This is a genomic window from Cellvibrio sp. UBA7671, assembly GCA_002483145.1.
In the GTDB taxonomy this organism is placed as follows: Bacteria; Pseudomonadota; Gammaproteobacteria; order Pseudomonadales; family Cellvibrionaceae; genus Cellvibrio; species Cellvibrio fibrivorans.
Genome location: DLHJ01000005.1, coordinates 15,473 through 31,732 on the forward strand (window position 1 = coordinate 15,473; position 16,260 = coordinate 31,732).

13 protein-coding genes are annotated in these 16,260 nt (G+C 50.2%); 5 read left to right on the forward strand and 8 right to left on the reverse strand.

The window, feature by feature from the left end:
- Positions 1 to 39: 39 nt before the first annotated feature.
- Positions 40 to 1,311 (reverse strand): YihY family inner membrane protein, encoded by a 1,272-nt coding sequence (locus B4E62_RS06400; protein ID WP_331351523.1) that lies wholly within the window; start codon positions 1,309 to 1,311, stop codon positions 40 to 42.
- Between the two features lie 83 nt (positions 1,312 to 1,394).
- Between B4E62_RS06400 and arsC the strand changes: the two genes are divergently transcribed.
- Genes arsC through sppA form a run of 4 tightly spaced genes read left to right on the forward strand, consistent with a single transcriptional unit; the run spans position 1,395 to position 4,844 of the window.
- Positions 1,395 to 1,742 (forward strand): arsenate reductase (glutaredoxin), encoded by a 348-nt coding sequence (gene arsC / locus B4E62_RS06405; protein ID WP_310073986.1) that lies wholly within the window; start codon positions 1,395 to 1,397, stop codon positions 1,740 to 1,742.
- Positions 1,743 to 1,800: 58 nt separating this feature from the next.
- Positions 1,801 to 2,397, forward strand: a complete 597-nt coding sequence (gene wrbA / locus B4E62_RS06410; RefSeq protein ID WP_331351524.1) for an NAD(P)H:quinone oxidoreductase — start codon at positions 1,801 to 1,803, stop codon at positions 2,395 to 2,397.
- A gap of 31 nt (positions 2,398 to 2,428) precedes the next feature.
- The gene (locus B4E62_RS06415; RefSeq protein ID WP_331351525.1) at positions 2,429 to 2,881 is read left to right on the forward strand and encodes a DUF2069 domain-containing protein; all 453 of its coding nucleotides are present in this window, start codon (positions 2,429 to 2,431) and stop codon (positions 2,879 to 2,881) included.
- Between the two features lie 22 nt (positions 2,882 to 2,903).
- Positions 2,904 to 4,844, forward strand: a complete 1,941-nt coding sequence (gene sppA, locus B4E62_RS06420; RefSeq protein WP_331351526.1) for a signal peptide peptidase SppA — start codon at positions 2,904 to 2,906, stop codon at positions 4,842 to 4,844.
- Positions 4,845 to 4,910: 66 nt separating this feature from the next.
- On the opposite strand, the gene B4E62_RS06425 is transcribed toward sppA, so the two are convergent.
- The 7 genes from B4E62_RS06425 to B4E62_RS06455 all read right to left on the reverse strand — a co-directional run bounded on the left by B4E62_RS06425 (position 4,911) and on the right by B4E62_RS06455 (position 14,950).
- A complete protein-coding gene (locus B4E62_RS06425) occupies positions 4,911 to 7,172 on the reverse strand; it encodes a PQQ-dependent sugar dehydrogenase (protein WP_331351527.1) in 2,262 nt (753 codons plus the stop codon).
- Positions 7,173 to 7,386: 214 nt separating this feature from the next.
- Positions 7,387 to 7,935, reverse strand: coding sequence for a gluconate 2-dehydrogenase subunit 3 family protein (locus B4E62_RS06430; protein ID WP_331351528.1), 549 nt, complete (start codon positions 7,933 to 7,935; stop codon positions 7,387 to 7,389).
- Positions 7,932 to 9,623 carry a GMC family oxidoreductase gene (locus B4E62_RS06435; RefSeq protein ID WP_331351529.1) on the reverse strand — a complete coding sequence of 564 codons (1,692 nt, stop codon included), beginning with the start codon at positions 9,621 to 9,623 and terminating at the stop codon, positions 7,932 to 7,934. Before B4E62_RS06435 ends, B4E62_RS06430 begins: the two co-directional genes overlap by 4 nt.
- 38 nt (positions 9,624 to 9,661) lie before the next feature.
- Positions 9,662 to 10,582, reverse strand: coding sequence for a hydroxypyruvate isomerase family protein (locus B4E62_RS06440; protein ID WP_331351530.1), 921 nt, complete (start codon positions 10,580 to 10,582; stop codon positions 9,662 to 9,664).
- A 231-nt stretch (positions 10,583 to 10,813) separates the two neighbouring features.
- Positions 10,814 to 12,649 carry a glycoside hydrolase family 9 protein gene (locus B4E62_RS06445; RefSeq protein WP_331351531.1) on the reverse strand — a complete coding sequence of 612 codons (1,836 nt, stop codon included), beginning with the start codon at positions 12,647 to 12,649 and terminating at the stop codon, positions 10,814 to 10,816.
- Positions 12,650 to 12,833: 184 nt separating this feature from the next.
- Positions 12,834 to 13,547 carry a DnaA regulatory inactivator Hda gene (gene hda, locus B4E62_RS06450; RefSeq protein WP_331351532.1) on the reverse strand — a complete coding sequence of 238 codons (714 nt, stop codon included), beginning with the start codon at positions 13,545 to 13,547 and terminating at the stop codon, positions 12,834 to 12,836.
- 2 nt (positions 13,548 to 13,549) lie between these two features.
- On the reverse strand, positions 13,550 to 14,950 hold the full coding sequence (locus B4E62_RS06455) for a DUF2066 domain-containing protein (protein ID WP_331351533.1): 1,401 nt from the start codon (positions 14,948 to 14,950) through the stop codon (positions 13,550 to 13,552).
- A gap of 250 nt (positions 14,951 to 15,200) precedes the next feature.
- On the opposite strand from B4E62_RS06455, the gene purM reads away from it, so the two are divergent.
- Positions 15,201 to 16,256, forward strand: a complete 1,056-nt coding sequence (gene purM / locus B4E62_RS06460) for a phosphoribosylformylglycinamidine cyclo-ligase (RefSeq protein ID WP_310073968.1) — start codon at positions 15,201 to 15,203, stop codon at positions 16,254 to 16,256.
- The last annotated feature ends 4 nt before the right edge of the window (positions 16,257 to 16,260 follow it).

The window sequence follows — 16,260 nt, forward strand, 5'->3', positions numbered from 1 at the left end:
GCAGCGAGTTTTTTATCCAGCTTTGCGTTTTATCAATCCCTAGTCAGTCAGACGTGTAGCCGCCACGGCCGTTTGTTGCTCAAAAAGAGCGGCAACGCTAACACTCAATAACTGCTCACGTGTGTTATCAACTCCACTCAATATTCGGAAGGCATCTGCGCCCCAGGGTACGTGAGCCAAACAAGCAGTATCCTGTGGCAACTGGCGTGGCAAGGCCAGAATGTCGCTCAACTGTTGCAACGTCAGCAAATTAAGATTCTGGCTGATCAGATAATGTCCCTGGTAATTGGCCGTAATGACATGGCTTTTTACCAGCGCATCGCGGATCCGTAACCACTGCTCTGCGGCAAGCCCCTGGTGCAAGAGTTCGCGTTCCGGTACGGCAACGCCTTTCTCTGAGGCACGATAACATCGCCACAAAATCATTAAACTGGCAAACAGATCCGGGTAGTTGCGGTCGCGCAACACTATTTGATGTGCACCAATGGTATGGACAAATACAGCACCGCCCAAAATCACCGTCCAAATCAGGTTCACCCACAGCAGAAACAGCGGTAAAGCGGCAAAGGCACCGTAAACCAGAGTGAATGACGAGTGACCAACAATCCACCCAAAAGCGGCTTTTAATCCCTGAAAACCAAGGGTGGTAAAAAAGCCACCGATTATGGCGTGCCGCACCGATACCTTGCAGTTGGGCACAGCGACAAACAACAATGTAAATGCCGCCCAGGTGAGCACCCAGGGAGCTAGCTGGAATACCCATTCAAATACGCCGAGGCTGTCGTAAGTTCCAACCAACAAACGAAATGAGGCAAGATAAGTGCTTATACCCAGCGCCGCGCCAAGCAACAAAGGCCCCAAACTCAATATCGCCCAGTAGAGTAAAAAGTTGGCGACGCCACGCCGACCGCGCGGCACACCCCAGATACCATTAAAGTTTTGCTCGATATCTTTGAGCATCAAATAGGCGGATACGAGCAAAAACAGCAGACCAAAGGCGGTCAAATTGCGCGCCTGAGCGGAAAAGTCTTTTAGGTACTTACCCAAATCCTGTTCACTGTTGGGTAAAAAATGCTGGAACAACATCGACTGAAGTTGGTCGCCGAGGTTTTGAAACGCGGGGATAATGGAGAACATCGAAAAGGTCACCGTCATCATTGGCACTGTGGCGAAGAGGGTGACGTAGGTAAGCGAGGCGGCACTTTTTTGGCAGGATTTGGCCTGATACTGGTGCACCATCAACCAAAAAAAACCGACTAACCAACGATATCTTTTGTGTAAAAGCTCAATCAGAGACGGCGACAGCGGCATAACGTGAAATCCTTAAACCAAGTCAGGGCGCAGCCGCTATAATCTGCCGCGCCATCGTAAATAGACGTTATCAAGAGACAATTATGGTCACACTTTATCACAACCCGCGCTGCTCAAAATCGCGCGAGGCGCTGAACCTGTTGCGTGAACAAGGGCAAGAACCCGAGGTGATCCTGTATTTGGAAACACCGCCCAACGCCAAAACATTGAAAGCACTGCTAGTTAAATTAGGAATTAGTGCGCGCGACTTGTTGCGCAAGGGTGAGGATGCGTATAAAGAGCTGAACCTCGCCGATGAAAAACTCAGCGAAGCCGCCTTGATTAAGGCGATGGTAGAAAACCCCAAATTGATTGAGCGGCCAATTGCAATTAATGGCGATAAAGCAGTGATCGGTCGTCCGCCGGAAAACGTTTTGCAAATCATCGCGTAAGTTAATCGCTGCTAGTTAGCAGCGATTAACACCCAGACATTTGACTAAAGATACTTTTATGACGCCTTATATTTTAGTTTTGTATTACAGCCGCAGCGGTTCCACACTCGAAATGGCAAAACAGATTGCGCGCGGTGTTGAACAAGTGAGTGGTATGGAAGCGCGCTTGCGCACTGTACCGGCAGTATCGACAACCATCGAAGCAATTGAACCCGCCATTCCCGACAGCGGCGCAATTTATTGCAGCGAAACCGATTTAAAAAATTGTAGTGGCTTGATCCTCGGCAGCCCTACCCGCTTTGGCAATATGGCGGCGCCCATGAAATATTTTCTCGATAGCACCAGCGGCCTTTGGCTGAATGGCGATTTAATTAACAAACCTGCCGCCGTATTTACCTCGACATCAACATTACATGGCGGACAAGAATCCACCCTGCTATCGATGATGCTACCGCTCTTGCATCAAGGCATGGTGATTGCCGGCATTCCCTACAGCGAAGCTGGCATCAGCACAACCACCACTGGCGGCACACCTTACGGTGCATCACATCTCGCCAGCGGTGATGCACCCACTAAACTCAGCAGCGAAGAAATTGCGCTCTGCCAAGCGCTGGGCAAACGCGTCGCGACCCTAGCACTGAAACTTTCGAATTGAAACTCTCGCATTAAAACGACAAGGTTAATGTATGACTAACACGCCAGAACACAATGATTTATCCGCAGGTGAAAAACCAAAAAAAGTCATTGTGATTACCGATGCAGATTCCGTTGTGCTGCATAAAAAATTGCACATTGGTCGCTTCATAGTGCGCGCCAGTTACATCAGCTTACTGGTGTTATTCAGCTTGCTAAATATCATTAATGAAAACGGCAAACTCGCGCTCTGGTTGCTGCAAATTATCCCACTGCTGATTTTCATTCCGGCGCTGTTGCGCGAAACACACCGCACTTACAGCTGGCTGTGCTTTGTCGCACTCATGTATTTTGCAGCGATTATCCCGTTACTGATGAGCCGTTGGTTGTGGAGCGATTGGCTGATAACCCTGCTGGTAAGCGCCATGTTTATGGCCGCCATGATGACCAGCCGCTGGTTGCAGTACTGGAATTATTATTTGTCTACCAAAACCCAAAATTCATAAATTTTTTCGGAAGGAAATTATTGTGTCTGTGAATTATTACGAACCACCAGCACCACACAATCCAACGCAACCTGGAGCATCGAAACCAAACCGTGCAGCACCACAGCTGCCCCCACCAAAAAAACGTGGTGCATGGAGCATTTTTTTTAACGGAATGGGTGCAGGTATTACCTGGTTTCGCAATGCGTTGATGAACACCCTCTTCATTGTTGTGCTCATCATTTTTATCATTGCGGTAAGTTCAAGTGCACCACAACCTTTACCCGAAACCTTCGCCTTGCGTCTTGCGCCAACCGGTTTATTGGTTGATCAACGCAGTTACATTGACCCGGCCAGCTTGTTACTTTCTGAAGACGACCCGGAAGAAAATGAAACCGTTGTGAGCGATGTTGTTGAAGCCATCAATAAAGCGGCTAAAGATAAACGCGTAACCATGCTGGTGTTAGAACCCGGCCGCATGCTCGGCGGCGGCGTGAGCAAAATGAATGACATTGGGCAAGCGTTGGAAAATTTTAAAAGCGCGGGCAAAAAAATCATCGCCGTAAGCGACAACTACTCACAAGACCAATATTACCTCGCCAGCTATGCCGACGAAATTTATCTGCATGATATGGGTTTGATCGAAATTACCGGCTACGGCCGCTACATGAATTACTACAAAACCGCGCTGGATAAACTCGGGGTAACCATCCACGCCTTCCGCTCCGGCAAATACAAGGATTATTTGGAACCCTACCTGCGCGACGACATGTCAGAAGAATCGCGCGAGCACAATGCACAGTGGATCAACGAACTATGGGCCAGTTACACCGGCAAGATCGAAAGCCTGCGCAAATTACCGCCGGGCAGCATCAATGACTACGTGAATAATATCGATGCACATATGGCCTTAACAACCGGCGACAGCGCCAAACTCGCACTGGAAAAAGCACTGGTCGATAAAGTTGTCTCGCGCCAGGACATGGAAAAAATGCTTATCGAGCAAGCAGGAAAAAGTGAGGACGGCAATTGGTATAACGGCGTCGGCATAAAATCCTACCTTGCCGATATTCGCAAGCATCCAAAACTGGATAAAAACAAAGTTGCGGTAATTGTTGCCTCCGGCTCAATTGTGGATGGGCATCAACCCGACGGCAGCATTGGAAGCGAAAGCATGCTGGAATTATTGCGACAGGTAAAAGACGATGAACAAGTAAAGGCCCTGGTAATCCGTATCGATTCCGGCGGTGGCAGCGCCTTTGCATCGGAGATTATCCGCTCTGAAGTTATTGCACTGCGCGAGAAAAAAATCCCGATTTATATTTCCATGGGCACAGTCGCAGCATCCGGAGGTTATTGGATCGCAACCGCAGGCGATAAAATCTGGGCGCAACCCACTACCATTACCGGTTCGATTGGCGTATTCGGCGCATTCCCTACACTGGAAAAATCCCTGCAAAAAATTGGTATTAACACTGACGGTGTAGGCACGACTGAATTAGCGGGCACCATGCGCCTTGATCGCCCACTATCCGAAAAAGCCAGCAAGGTTGTACAAATGGGTGTGGATAATATTTACCAGCGCTTCATCACACTGGTAGCTGACGCGCGCCAACAGGAAGTGAAAGCCATTGATGAAATTGCCCAAGGCCATGTATGGACCGGCAATAAAGCCAAAGAAATCGGTTTGGTGGATGAGCTGGGTACGTTGAACGACGTCATTACCGCCATCGTACAAGAGGCCAAATTGAGCAGTTACAAAGTAGAGTTTGTACAGCGCCCGCTTTCGTCCAAAGAAGAATTCTTGCGCTCACTCACGCAGGGGCATGCAGGTACATTTGTCCCCAAATCGTTGCTGGAGAATTTTGCATCGCTCAATGTGTTGAACAATCTCGCACCCGCATTAAAGCCACTGAGCGATCTGCAAAAAATGAATGACCCACAAGGCATTTATGTACAGTGTTTGGATTGCGTAGCGCCTTAACAAGATTAAATGATTGGCAGGAAACCCTGCCAATCATTCCCTCCGCACTTTTATAATTTATCCTGTTTAGTTGCAATTCTCCAACCCACCAATCCATGCCGCTATAACATTCACTGCTTCTTGATCAACCACATGTGATGCTAACGGCGGCATTTGGTTTACATCCCGCACTTTCATACGCGCAAGCAGTACTGAACGCTCGGGCTCACCCGGAGCAATAATGCGTGCGTTGTTAATGCCCAAATCGCCCGCTGCTGGTTGTACATTGCAGGTTTGTGTTGCGGCAAGCTCTGTGCTGTAGCGCAAATCCAAAGTGACTGGTGTAGGCCCGTTGGGGCTATGGCAATTGCTGCAGTTACTGTGCAAATAGCTGCGCGCACGCTGCGTCAGTGTTGCATTAGTATCGCCGAGCGAAAAAAGTGTTTTTGCTTTTTGCGTGGGTGTAATTGCAGAAGAAAAAAGATTGATATGGGCGAGCGTATCCAGTTGATGTGCATTGATACCGCTCGCGTTGTAGAGCATGAAATTATTTAATTGCAGGGTTTCCAAACCCAGTGAAAAATTCGCGACTTGCGTATGGCAAGTGAGACATTGGCCGCGGCTGGGGTATTGCCATTGCACTCCTTCGATTGATTTTTCTTTGGCATCGGTTAATAAGAGCGCGTCGGTTTGGTCGTCGCGCCATTCATAGCTAAAGCCTTGCCACCCCAACTCACCGCGTGCAAATAAACGTGTTTCGACAAAACGCTCATTCAATGTGAAATGTTTCATCAACACACTGCCAACTGGAAATAAAAAATCCCCATCAGTCGTTAAATCTATTTTTGTGTTATTGGGAAGTGCAAAATACCGGTCTTTTTCTGCGGCATCTGACCAAAGTGGGCTGGCGACTGTGTAAGGGATCATTGCTGCTGCAGGCAGTGTTGGATTTGCAGAATTAACACAACCGGTTGCTGATAACCGCGCCGCCATAGTGCCCGGTTGCAATTGCCCTCCGGTCGCTTGCATTTTAACGATTTGTGAACCGGCACCCGATTGGCCAATCGCATAGAGTTCGCCTTGATTATCTTGCGCGAAGGACACTATATCGACCGGTACATTACCGTGACTGTTAACACTGATGTTGCCGTTACTATTACGCGTAATAGATTGCATGGTATTCACGCAAAAATCGGTGAAAAAATATTTCCCGTAAGCAGCAGGATATTGTGTACCACGATAAACATAACCGCCAATCACTGAGCAAACACCCGTGTTGTGGCTAATCGATAACACCGGTTTAATTTTATTAGCGGTAGAACAATTGGTGCGCTCGCTATAACAGAAGTCACCCTCCATATCACCCCAACCGTAATTGCCGCCGCGCGTAACCAGATTCACCTCTTCCCACGCGCCCTGCCCTACGTCGCCCACCCACAACTCATTGGTCTCGCGGTCAAAACCAAAACGCCAGGGGTTGCGTAAACCGTAAGCCCAAATTTCTGGCGCACCGCCGGTAACAGCGAAAGGATTATCAGCGGGAATCGCGTAATTGCGTCCGCCACTCGCGTTATTCACATCGATACGTAAAATTTTCCCAAGCAAATTGTTGGTGTTCTGGCCATTTTGTTGTGGGTCACCCCCACTGCCGCCATCACCGGAGCTGATATATAAGTAGCCGTCGCTGCCAAATGCAATCTGCCCGCCGTTGTGATTGGAATAAGGTTGATTAAAACGCAGCAAAATAATTTCTGAATCGCGATTAATAATTCCATTATTTGCAACTTCAAAACGCGTCACCCGCGTTTCCATATTATTGTTGACATTGCGGCCGATATAATTGAAATACACATAGCGATTAGTTTCAAATTGTGGATGAAATGCCATCCCCAACAAACCGGTTTCACCGCCGGAAAAATCCACACGATCTTCAATATTCAAGATCTCAGTCAATGCATTCGCGCTCGTATTATTTTGAAAACGCACCACCCTGCCAGGCTGACGCGTTGCATACCAATAATTATTGTCGTTGGGTGCCTGCAGTAAATTGGTCGCATTGGCAATATTGGGGAGTGAAGGAAATACCGCTTGCCAGCTAATACTGGTTGGGGTGCCGGAGTTAACAGGCGCCGGTGCAATACAGGTGGCATTCTGTGGCCGTGCAGATAATCCGGATAAGACACTGCTGGATGCCGATGAACCTGCTAGCGAACTACCCATTGATGAATTGGCAACAGAATTCCCTTGGGACGATTGGGCAGAGGATCCACCACTACCACCCCCTCCACCGCACGAAAAAAGAAATAGAAAACTGGATATAAACAATAATTTTTTTACGCACTTTTCCATGGTGATTACCTCGCAGAACATTGCCCGATACGGCGTATCTTTACGAAAGTCTGATCAATCACTATAGCGCTCCTTGCTGATAGTGTTCTGTGGTCAACAGCTCATAAGATCGGTGTGCGCTCACTTTTTATCGCAACAAAAAAACCCGCGTAGAAAGCTGGCGGGGTTGATTGCGTGGCGTGGAAAAATCACCGTTCCACTTTGCAGTATTTCTTTATTTAGTTGCCCAACCTCTATCGCCCACTTTGTAGGCCAGGTTGCCGTCGAAACGCCCGGGTATCGGAGCATGACGCAATACTTGCGTGCCACCCACCTCTGAAGTGAAGAAACCAAACAGGGTCAGTTGTTTGATCATCGTGAAGTAATGGATACCGCCTGCAGCAATATCCGCTTTTGCTGTACGGTCGAGTTGATTAACAAAATCTTCCCGCTCATTTTGTTGCAGATCCATAAAGCTACGGCGGTAAGTTTTTTTGCAATTGTCTTCGAGCGTCATCAGGCCTTTATGAAAAATTGCCTGTTCATCCAGCGTGTAGCAATCCGTCACAAACACACTCATAAACTGGCCGACTTGCGCGTCTTTGGCGCCCGGCGTGTCGGTGCGCGGCAGAATGGTTTCTGCAATTTCATCCAAGAGCGCAATATTTTGTGCAGAAAAACGGGTTGGTGCCTGAGTGGCACAACCACTTAACAGCGCGGAACCACCAATCATGGCAGTACCGGTAGCAGCAGTAATCAGTTTTAATAATTCACGGCGATTCATGACAGATTCCCCTTTTTCAGTTCTTTTACCGCATGGTCCACAGCGCGTGCAGTCATTGCCATATAGGTCAGCGATGGATTTACGCAGGAGGCAGATGTCATGGCGGCACCATCGGTGACAAAGACATTGGGTGCATCCCACACCTGGTTAAAACCATTGAGCACGGAAGTTTTAGGGTCGCGCCCCATACGCGCGGTTCCCATTTCGTGAATGCCCATACCCGGTGAATAACCCCAATCGGCACCACCGACATTTTTAACGCCGGCAGCCTCAAGGATCTCAATGGCATCCTGCTGCATATCTTTGCGCATCGCCAATTCGTTTGCGCGGATCTCCACATCCATCGCCAATACGGGCAGGCCCCATTTGTCGGTAACCTTGCGATCGAGATAAATCCGGTTGTCGTGGTGCGGCAGCATTTCGCCAAAGGCTGTCATACCGATAGTCCATGCACCCGGTTCGGCCAGGGCATTTTTGAAATCTGCACCCACCCCCATTTCCGCCACATCGCGATTCCAGTCCTGGCGGCTGGCAGCGCCTTGATAGCCAAATCCACGCACGTAACTGCGCTTTTCGTCGCCCAGATTGCGGAAGCGGGGAATATAAAAACCCGCCGGGCGACGGCCGTAGTAATACTTGTCCTCGTAACCTTCAACAACTCCACCAGCACCGACGCGGAAGTGGTGATCCATGACATTGTGCCCCAACTCGCCGCTGCTACTGCCCAAACCATCCGGCCAAATATCGGTGGCGGAATTCATCAAAATCCAGGTGGAGTTAAAGCTGGAAGCGTTGAGGAAAATTACGTTGGCAGTGAATTCATACGTCTTGTTGGTTTCTGCATCAATGACCTCTACCCCGCGCGCGCGTTTTTTGTCTTTGTCGTACAACACCTGGCTGACAATAGAAAATGGGCGCAGGGTGAGATTGCCCGTTTTCATGGCCGCCGGCAGCGTCGATGATTGGGTGCTGAAATAGGCACCGAACGGGCAGCCCAACCAACACTTATTGCGGTATTGGCAGTTGACTCTGCCCTGCTCCGGTTTGGGTTGGGTGATGTTGGCCGTACGGCTGTTGATCATCAAACGTTTGCCGCCATAGGCTTTTTTGATTCTGGCCGCCACGTCTTTTTCAACGATGTTGAGTTCAATCGGTGGTAAAAACTGGCCATCAGGCAGATGATCCAAACCTTCAAGGCTGCCGGAAATTCCCGCGAACCGTTCAACGTAATCGTACCAGGGCGCCATGTCTGAATAGCGAATCGGCCAATCAACGGCAATACCTTCACGCAGATTGGCTTCAAAATCCTGCGCACTAAACCGATAACTTTGACGCCCCCACAAGAGCGAACGACCACCCACGTGATACCCCCTAAACCAATCAAAGGGTTTCTTTTCAACATAAGGGCTTTCCTGCTCATTCGCCCACATACCTTGGGTTTCTTCATTGAGTACAAAGTCGCGTTTCAACACCGGGTGATTGCGCTGCATTTCCTGTGTCGGGCGGCCGCGATGCGGATAATCCCACGGTTCTTTGTGGGCATTGACGTAATCTTTGATGTGCTCAATATTGCGCCCGCGTTCGAGTAGCAATACTTTCAGCCCTTTTTCGGTGAGCTCTTTCGCCGCCCAGCCGCCGCTAATGCCGGAGCCAACCACAATGGCATCAAAGTGTTGTGTAGTGGACATAGATATACCTCTGGATAAACCGACTTTTTTATAGAAAATTAAATATCGCAGATGCGGATCGCCGCTTTTAACGATTCAATTCTTTCGTTGTCCGTTGCGCGCTTGGGCATAAACTCCTGCGCGACATATCCCTTGAAACCCGTTGCGTGAATAGCGCGAACAATCGCGGGGTAATACAGCTCCTGCGAATCATCGATCTCGTTGCGCCCCGGAACACCGGCCGTGTGGTAATGGCCAAAATACTGGTGATTATTTTGAATGGTGCGAATGATGTCGCCTTCGCTGATTTGCATGTGATAGATGTCGTACAACAATTTAAAATTGGGCGAATCCAAACGCTTGCACAGTTCAATTCCCCACGCGGAGTTATCGGCAAAATAATCCGGGTGATCGACCTTGCTATTGAATAATTCCATTTGCAAAACCACACCGCGTTTTTCTGCTTGGGCCAGAATTTTTTTCAATCCTTTTGTGGCCTGCTTTAATCCATCTTCCGGATCTCTGCCGCGTGCATTCCCACTAAAACAAATCAGGTTTTTATAGCCTGCATCGCTGACCAAATCGATATGTTTGCGATAATTTTCAATCAGCGGCTGATGAAATCTCGCATCGCCCCAACCATCTTCCAGATTTAATTCAGCGCCATTACACATGGAAGAATCGACTCCATGCTGCTTGAGGATATGCCACTCACCGGGTCCCACTAAATCAATTGCCGAAAAGCCCAAACGTTTCACGACCAGACACAATTCTTCCACCGATAAGAAATTAAACGTCCAGCGCGCAACCGAATGGTGAATATTGCCCCTGAGTGAAGCTGTTGGTGAAACCCCGCGGGAAGATGAAGGTGCCGCCGTGGGTGAAGCGAGTTCTGCCCCGAGCGCGGAAAGGCTGGAAAGCCCCAATGCACTGGCAACAGCGCCGCGCATAAGCGCACGGCGATTAATAGAATGGTTCATGATGGCTAGCTCTATTTTTTTAGATGGTATTTATACCGGCTCTCTCCAGCGCCGATAATAAAGATTAGCCCGCCAAAAACACCTTATCTATGCACCGATACGGATCTTTACTCTTTATGACAATAACCTGCAAAAGCGCAATAAAGCCGAGCAAAAACTGCCCATTCATTTGGTAAATAAAAAAGCCAGCTCAATGGCTGGCTCATAACAAACTAAAACGAGGTTACAACATCACTTAGGCGTTAACGCCTGAATAGCGGCCGAAACGTAAACCAAGGGCGCATTCCAGTTAATCGCAATTTCATTACTGGCATAACTGCACCAATTATCCAGATAGGATTTGGCCGCGATATTGGATGGATAAGGCACATTGCAACCGGACTTATCCTGCTGCCCAGGCTGCGGGCCACCGGCGATAAAACCGGGAATTGGCTCCGCAATGCCATCGGCTTCTGATGGGCGATGATGCGGGTGCAGTGTTGCTTTATCGCCATAACCAGTCACGAACGACATATCCGTCGCATTGCGGCCGAGTACGTAATCGAGCATCGCCTGAGCGGCATCCAAATATTCACGCTTGCCATTCAAACGATAGCCTTGCACCAACATCATTGCCTGCCCCAGTGCGACTGAGTTACTGCCCCAGACAAAATCATTTTTCTGCATAGTGACGCGATACGCCGATGCAGACCACACCGCTTGCAAATTGGCAGCGAGGCCATCGATACGGTTGGCAATTAATTGTTTATCGGCAACTGCGGTTAAATTATCGCGATGATGCGCCAATGAAATCCAACCCAAACTGCGTACATCGCCCCAGGAGGGAACTGTGGCAAAAGTTTCGGCGGGTTTCATCGCAGTGTAATAAGCGTCTTTTTTGCTGGTGATATACAACTCGGCTGCAGCCCAGGCAAATTCGTCAGCCAGATTGCCATCGCCGTACTCACCGGTTTTGACATCATCGGGTTGTTTGTAGGTGACTGCCGGATTGGCAACCGCCCAGCCCCAAGCCGATTCTGCAGCAGCCAGCATTTTTGCCGACATACCCGGCAATTGGGCTTCATATTGCGCAACGACACGGCTTGCGGTTGCCATTACCGCAGCAAAATCCAACGCGGCTGCCGTCGTTTTTTGCACCACATAACGCTCGCTCGTTGCCTGATGCGGCATTACAGTGCCATCAAAATTTTTGTTGGTGAGCTTGTGGTAGACGCCACCATCGTTGGGGTCCTGCATGCTCAACATCCACTCCAGATTCCATAAGGTTTCATTGAGCAGATCGGGAAGTGCATCACCACTTTCGGGAATATTTAAATTCTGGTTGTTAAACATTTCTGGAAAATGTTCGTAAGCCGCAAGCAGCGAATAGGTCGCAATGCCCGAGTTGACGATATATTTGTTGTAATCACCGGCATCGTACCAACCCTTGGGGCTGGAGATAATGGTGCCAGCAGGGCGAGCTGCACTGGCGGCTGACGGATGTACCAGCACCTGGGTATCTGGGTGGCCGAGTGGACGCGCAAAAATGCCAGCATGAGTTGCGAGTAATTCAGCGCTATTGCGGTTGTAATAAAAGGCTTTGATGCTCGCCGCCGTTAATGCGCTGTAGACATCATTGGCGATAGTAAAAGGATATGAGTCATTCACACCCTCAACACGCACAAGGTAATCACCCGGCGTTTTTACGCTGGAAAAATCGGCTAGCCTGACGCTTTCTTCCGATGCACTCCAGGTAGTTGCAGCGCTCAGGTTGCCGCTCAATACTGCTGCGTTGGTCGCAGTATTGATCACTTTAAAAGTAGCCGCGCTGCCCGCTGGAACAACCGCCCATTTGGCAGACTCGGGTAGAAAACCCAATTGATTGAGCTTGATATTGCCCGCTACTGCGGCGGTAGAACTGGCGGCGGCGCTGCTAATGGCTACCGCAGCAGCAGATGATGCAGCCTTGGAACTAGCCGCACTATTACCGCCACTGCCTCCACCACCACTACCGCAACCAAACATGACACCGGTCAGGCCGACAAGCGCCAGCGCCGACGCCAAACGAGTCGGGATAAATACAGCCATTGTGATTCTCCATTGCGTAGTCAGGCCCGGATGAGCCTGTTGTTGTTATGTGTTTGTCGTTATGTTGTTGAGCTAGAACACCTGGCGAGATTAGTTGATTAGCAGCTAGTCTGCGCACCGTTTTTCGCGAAAACCTAAAGTGGAGATTAGGTTGAAGAGAGTCTGGAGGTGAAGCGGAGGGAGATCAAATCGCTAAAACTTTCTTTACAAAAGGAATGGTAAGTTTACGTTGCTCGGCGAGCGAAGCGTGATCGAGCCGCGCCAATTGCCAAAAGAGTTCGTTAGTGTCGCGCGGCAGACGCTGGATAATGTATTGCGCCACATCGTCACCCAACTCCAAACCGCGAGCGCGGGCGCGCATTTGCAAAGCTTGCTGTTTGTCTTCGTCGGTCAAGCTGTGTACTTGATAAGTCAGTCCCCACTGCAAACGTGAGCGCAAATCTTCCAGACTTAATGCAAGTTCACGCGGACTGTGTTCGGCGGCAACCAACAAGCATTTTTCCGCATCGCGCAGGCGGTTGTAGAGATGGAAAATCGCCAGTTCCCAATCGGCTCGGCCAGCAATCGTTGGCAAGCAATCCAGGCACACTAGATCAACCATCTCCAAACCGGTAAACAGGTCGTCGGGCGCATAACCCACCAGATCACGCAGCGGCAGATACTGAACAGATAAACCCATCTCCTGCGCCTGGTGACAAGCGGCCTGCAATAGATGCGTCAACCCGCAACCAGGTGCACCCCACAAATAGATGAACGACTCACCACTGCCGTCCAATTGGTCGCGTAACCCCTTTACTACCATCGCGTTGTGAGAATGGGCAGGCGCATAAAAATTCTCGAAGGTTGCGTCATCGTTCAGATTGACGCTGAGTGACAACTGCTGGGGCAAGTTAACCATAACTACTTCTGCCAAACGTATATCAAAGGGTTCTCAGCGGTGCCGCCATAAACAGGCGCTTGCACCTGTGATGCAGGGGTGACACCGGGAATCTGCTCATTAGCCAGTGCCTGATCCAACTCCGCCATCACCTCAGCATCAAGGCTCGGATCGTTGATAACGGCTGGATCATTGACACCACCAGGAGTTTGGTCAGCTACTACCGCGCCCGTAGGTGTATCCACCAAAGTGTCCGATTGCAGCGGCGCCAACCGGCGCCCGAGTGCCAGCGTACTCATCAATAACTTCACATCGCCTTCGGTTGTCAGGCGCACCAATATACCTTCCGCGTTGACCTTCACTACTTCCATACGCTGCACCATCGCCAGTTCATCCAAGTAGGCTTGCGCCTGTTTGAACTCGCCAAAACTAGTGATATTGCCAATGCGCAACACGATGGTTTGCGGCCCCTGATTGGTGGGCATGATGGCGTATTGGTTGGCGAAATAATCGGCGGCATGGTCGATCGCCGAGACAAACAGGCCTTTTACTTCCGGTGTCTCATCGACAAATGATTGATCGTTGCTGGCGTGGAGCAACTGCCAATCGCCAAGCCATGGGCCTTGAATAACAGGAGCAGAAGCTACGTCAGTCATGCCATCTACCACCACTGAACTTGCTGCTGATGAAGATGCAAGGCTGCTCACTGCTATCGCTTCGCTCGGCGTTTCAGCCGCTAATGGATCAACCACTACCGCCGGGGGAATTGGCCCAAGACTGTAAGGGGTGTAGCGACCAATCAAAATCGCATCGGCTCTATAGCGAAGCGAAGCGGTTTTGATTTTTTCGATATCCAGAGCCCAGAGATCATCAGCCGTAAGCGAGAGGCTATCTTCCAAATCCATCTTAGGGAAACTGAGCGGCAAACCGCGATACTGCGCCTGCAACTGCATCGCCTGCAGATCAGCTATGTCTGGCACTAGACGCAAACCCGTCGGGTCTTTTGCGACCAACCACACCAATACTTTCGGGCGAGTTGCAGGCCAGAGCGGCAGCTGCGAATCGCGCAACAGCTTTTCAATCGCCTGGGGTTCGTAGTTCAACTGCAATCCTACGGCCGGGAATGTTTTGCCATCGGCAGTGATTTTTTCCGATGAAGATTTATAAGTGAAACCGAACAGGTAATTCTGTGCACCGGGTTGGGCGGCTTTTATGGCGGGGTGATCCAGTGCGCTGCGCTGGCCGGATACACGCACAACAACTTCACCGAAAGTCGCACGGGCGGCAGCATTTCGCTCGTTCTCAGACTGGGTTTTGACCAGCGTATCGGCGCGATAAATATCGACTTTTTGTCCAGCGGATGCTGCGCTTGCAAGCGCAACAATCAAGGAAGAAACCAGCAGACGTAGATGCAGGAAACGCAACAGGAATTACCTCTAAATGCAGTCAGCAACAAGCAGGGAGGCGGCATTGTAACAGGCTTAAACAAGCATGCGGCAGACCCAATTGAGGAAGCATTCACCAAAAATGTCTGATTCCAATAGCCACCGGCCCAGTGAGATTAGAATAACTTGCTCAGCCGCAGTGCTTTGGCCTGCAAGCGCCGCCATAAGCTGTTAGAATGGCGGCCTTTTTTTGAACCAGTCCAACTGCCAGAGCTGTGAGCCCTTTCCTATGAGCCAAAACCAAACCCCTACCACATCCCTTAGCTACAAAGATGCAGGCGTTGATATTGAAGCTGGCGATGCGCTGGTCGAGCGTATCAAAAGCGTCGCCAAACGCACCCGTCGCCCCGAGGTAATGGCCGGTTTGGGCGGTTTTGCAGCACTTTGTGAAATCCCCGAAGGCTATCGCCAACCGGTATTGGTATCTGGCACCGACGGTGTAGGAACCAAACTGCGTCTGGCAATGAATCTGCAAAAGCACGACACCATAGGTATCGATCTGGTGGCAATGTGCGTTAACGATTTGGTGGTCACCGGCGCTGAGCCGCTGTTCTTCCTCGATTACTACGCCACTGGAAAACTCAATGTGGATGTCGCTGCCGCCGTAGTATCCGGCATCGGCGATGGCTGCGAATTGTCCGGCTGTTCATTGGTTGGCGGCGAAACCGCAGAAATGCCCGGCATGTACGAAGGCGAAGACTACGACCTCGCCGGTTTCTGTGTTGGTGTCGTTGAGAAATCCGAAATTATCGATGGCAGCAAAGTGCAGGCAGGCGACGCTTTGATCGCCCTCACCTCCAGCGGCCCTCACTCCAATGGCTATTCGTTGATCCGCAAAATTATCGATGTCACCAAGGCCGACCTGAATCAGGATTGCGGCGGCAAACCACTAGCCAATGCGCTGATGGAGCCAACCCGTATCTACGTTAAATCGGTGCTAAAGCTGATCAAAGAATCGCAAGTCAACGCCATGGCACACATCACCGGCGGCGGTCTGACCGAAAATATCCCACGCGTATTGCCGGACGATTGCAAAGCAGTCATCGACACCAAAAGCTGGGCATTTCCACCCGTATTCCAATGGTTGCAACGCGGCGGCAATGTGGATATCCGCGAAATGTACCGCACCTTTAACTGCGGTGTAGGCATGGTGATTGCGGTTCCGGCGAGTGAGAAAGATAACGCACTGAACATTCTGCGCGCAGCGGGTGAAAACGCCTTTGTGATTGGTTCAATTGCCAAAGCCACTGGCGACGAACACCAAGTTGAACTGCAAGGCCTCTGATACG

Bases quoted from the DNA above. Each gene is read 5' to 3' on its own strand.
- arsC (WP_310073986.1), top strand. From the start codon at position 1,395: ATGGTCACACTTTATCACAACCCGCGCTGCTCAAAATCGCGCGAGGCG.
- wrbA (WP_331351524.1), top strand. From the start codon at position 1,801: ATGACGCCTTATATTTTAGTTTTGTATTACAGCCGCAGCGGTTCCACA.
- B4E62_RS06400 (WP_331351523.1), bottom strand. From the start codon at position 1,311: ATGCCGCTGTCGCCGTCTCTGATTGAGCTTTTACACAAAAGATATCGT.
- B4E62_RS06435 (WP_331351529.1), bottom strand. From the start codon at position 9,623: ATGTCCACTACACAACACTTTGATGCCATTGTGGTTGGCTCCGGCATT.
- B4E62_RS06415 (WP_331351525.1), top strand. From the start codon at position 2,429: ATGACTAACACGCCAGAACACAATGATTTATCCGCAGGTGAAAAACCA.
- B4E62_RS06430 (WP_331351528.1), bottom strand. From the start codon at position 7,935: ATGAATCGCCGTGAATTATTAAAACTGATTACTGCTGCTACCGGTACT.
- B4E62_RS06445 (WP_331351531.1), bottom strand. From the start codon at position 12,649: ATGGCTGTATTTATCCCGACTCGTTTGGCGTCGGCGCTGGCGCTTGTC.
- purM (WP_310073968.1), top strand. From the start codon at position 15,201: ATGAGCCAAAACCAAACCCCTACCACATCCCTTAGCTACAAAGATGCA.
- hda (WP_331351532.1), bottom strand. From the start codon at position 13,547: ATGGTTAACTTGCCCCAGCAGTTGTCACTCAGCGTCAATCTGAACGAT.
- B4E62_RS06425 (WP_331351527.1), bottom strand. From the start codon at position 7,172: ATGGAAAAGTGCGTAAAAAAATTATTGTTTATATCCAGTTTTCTATTT.
- B4E62_RS06440 (WP_331351530.1), bottom strand. From the start codon at position 10,582: ATGAACCATTCTATTAATCGCCGTGCGCTTATGCGCGGCGCTGTTGCC.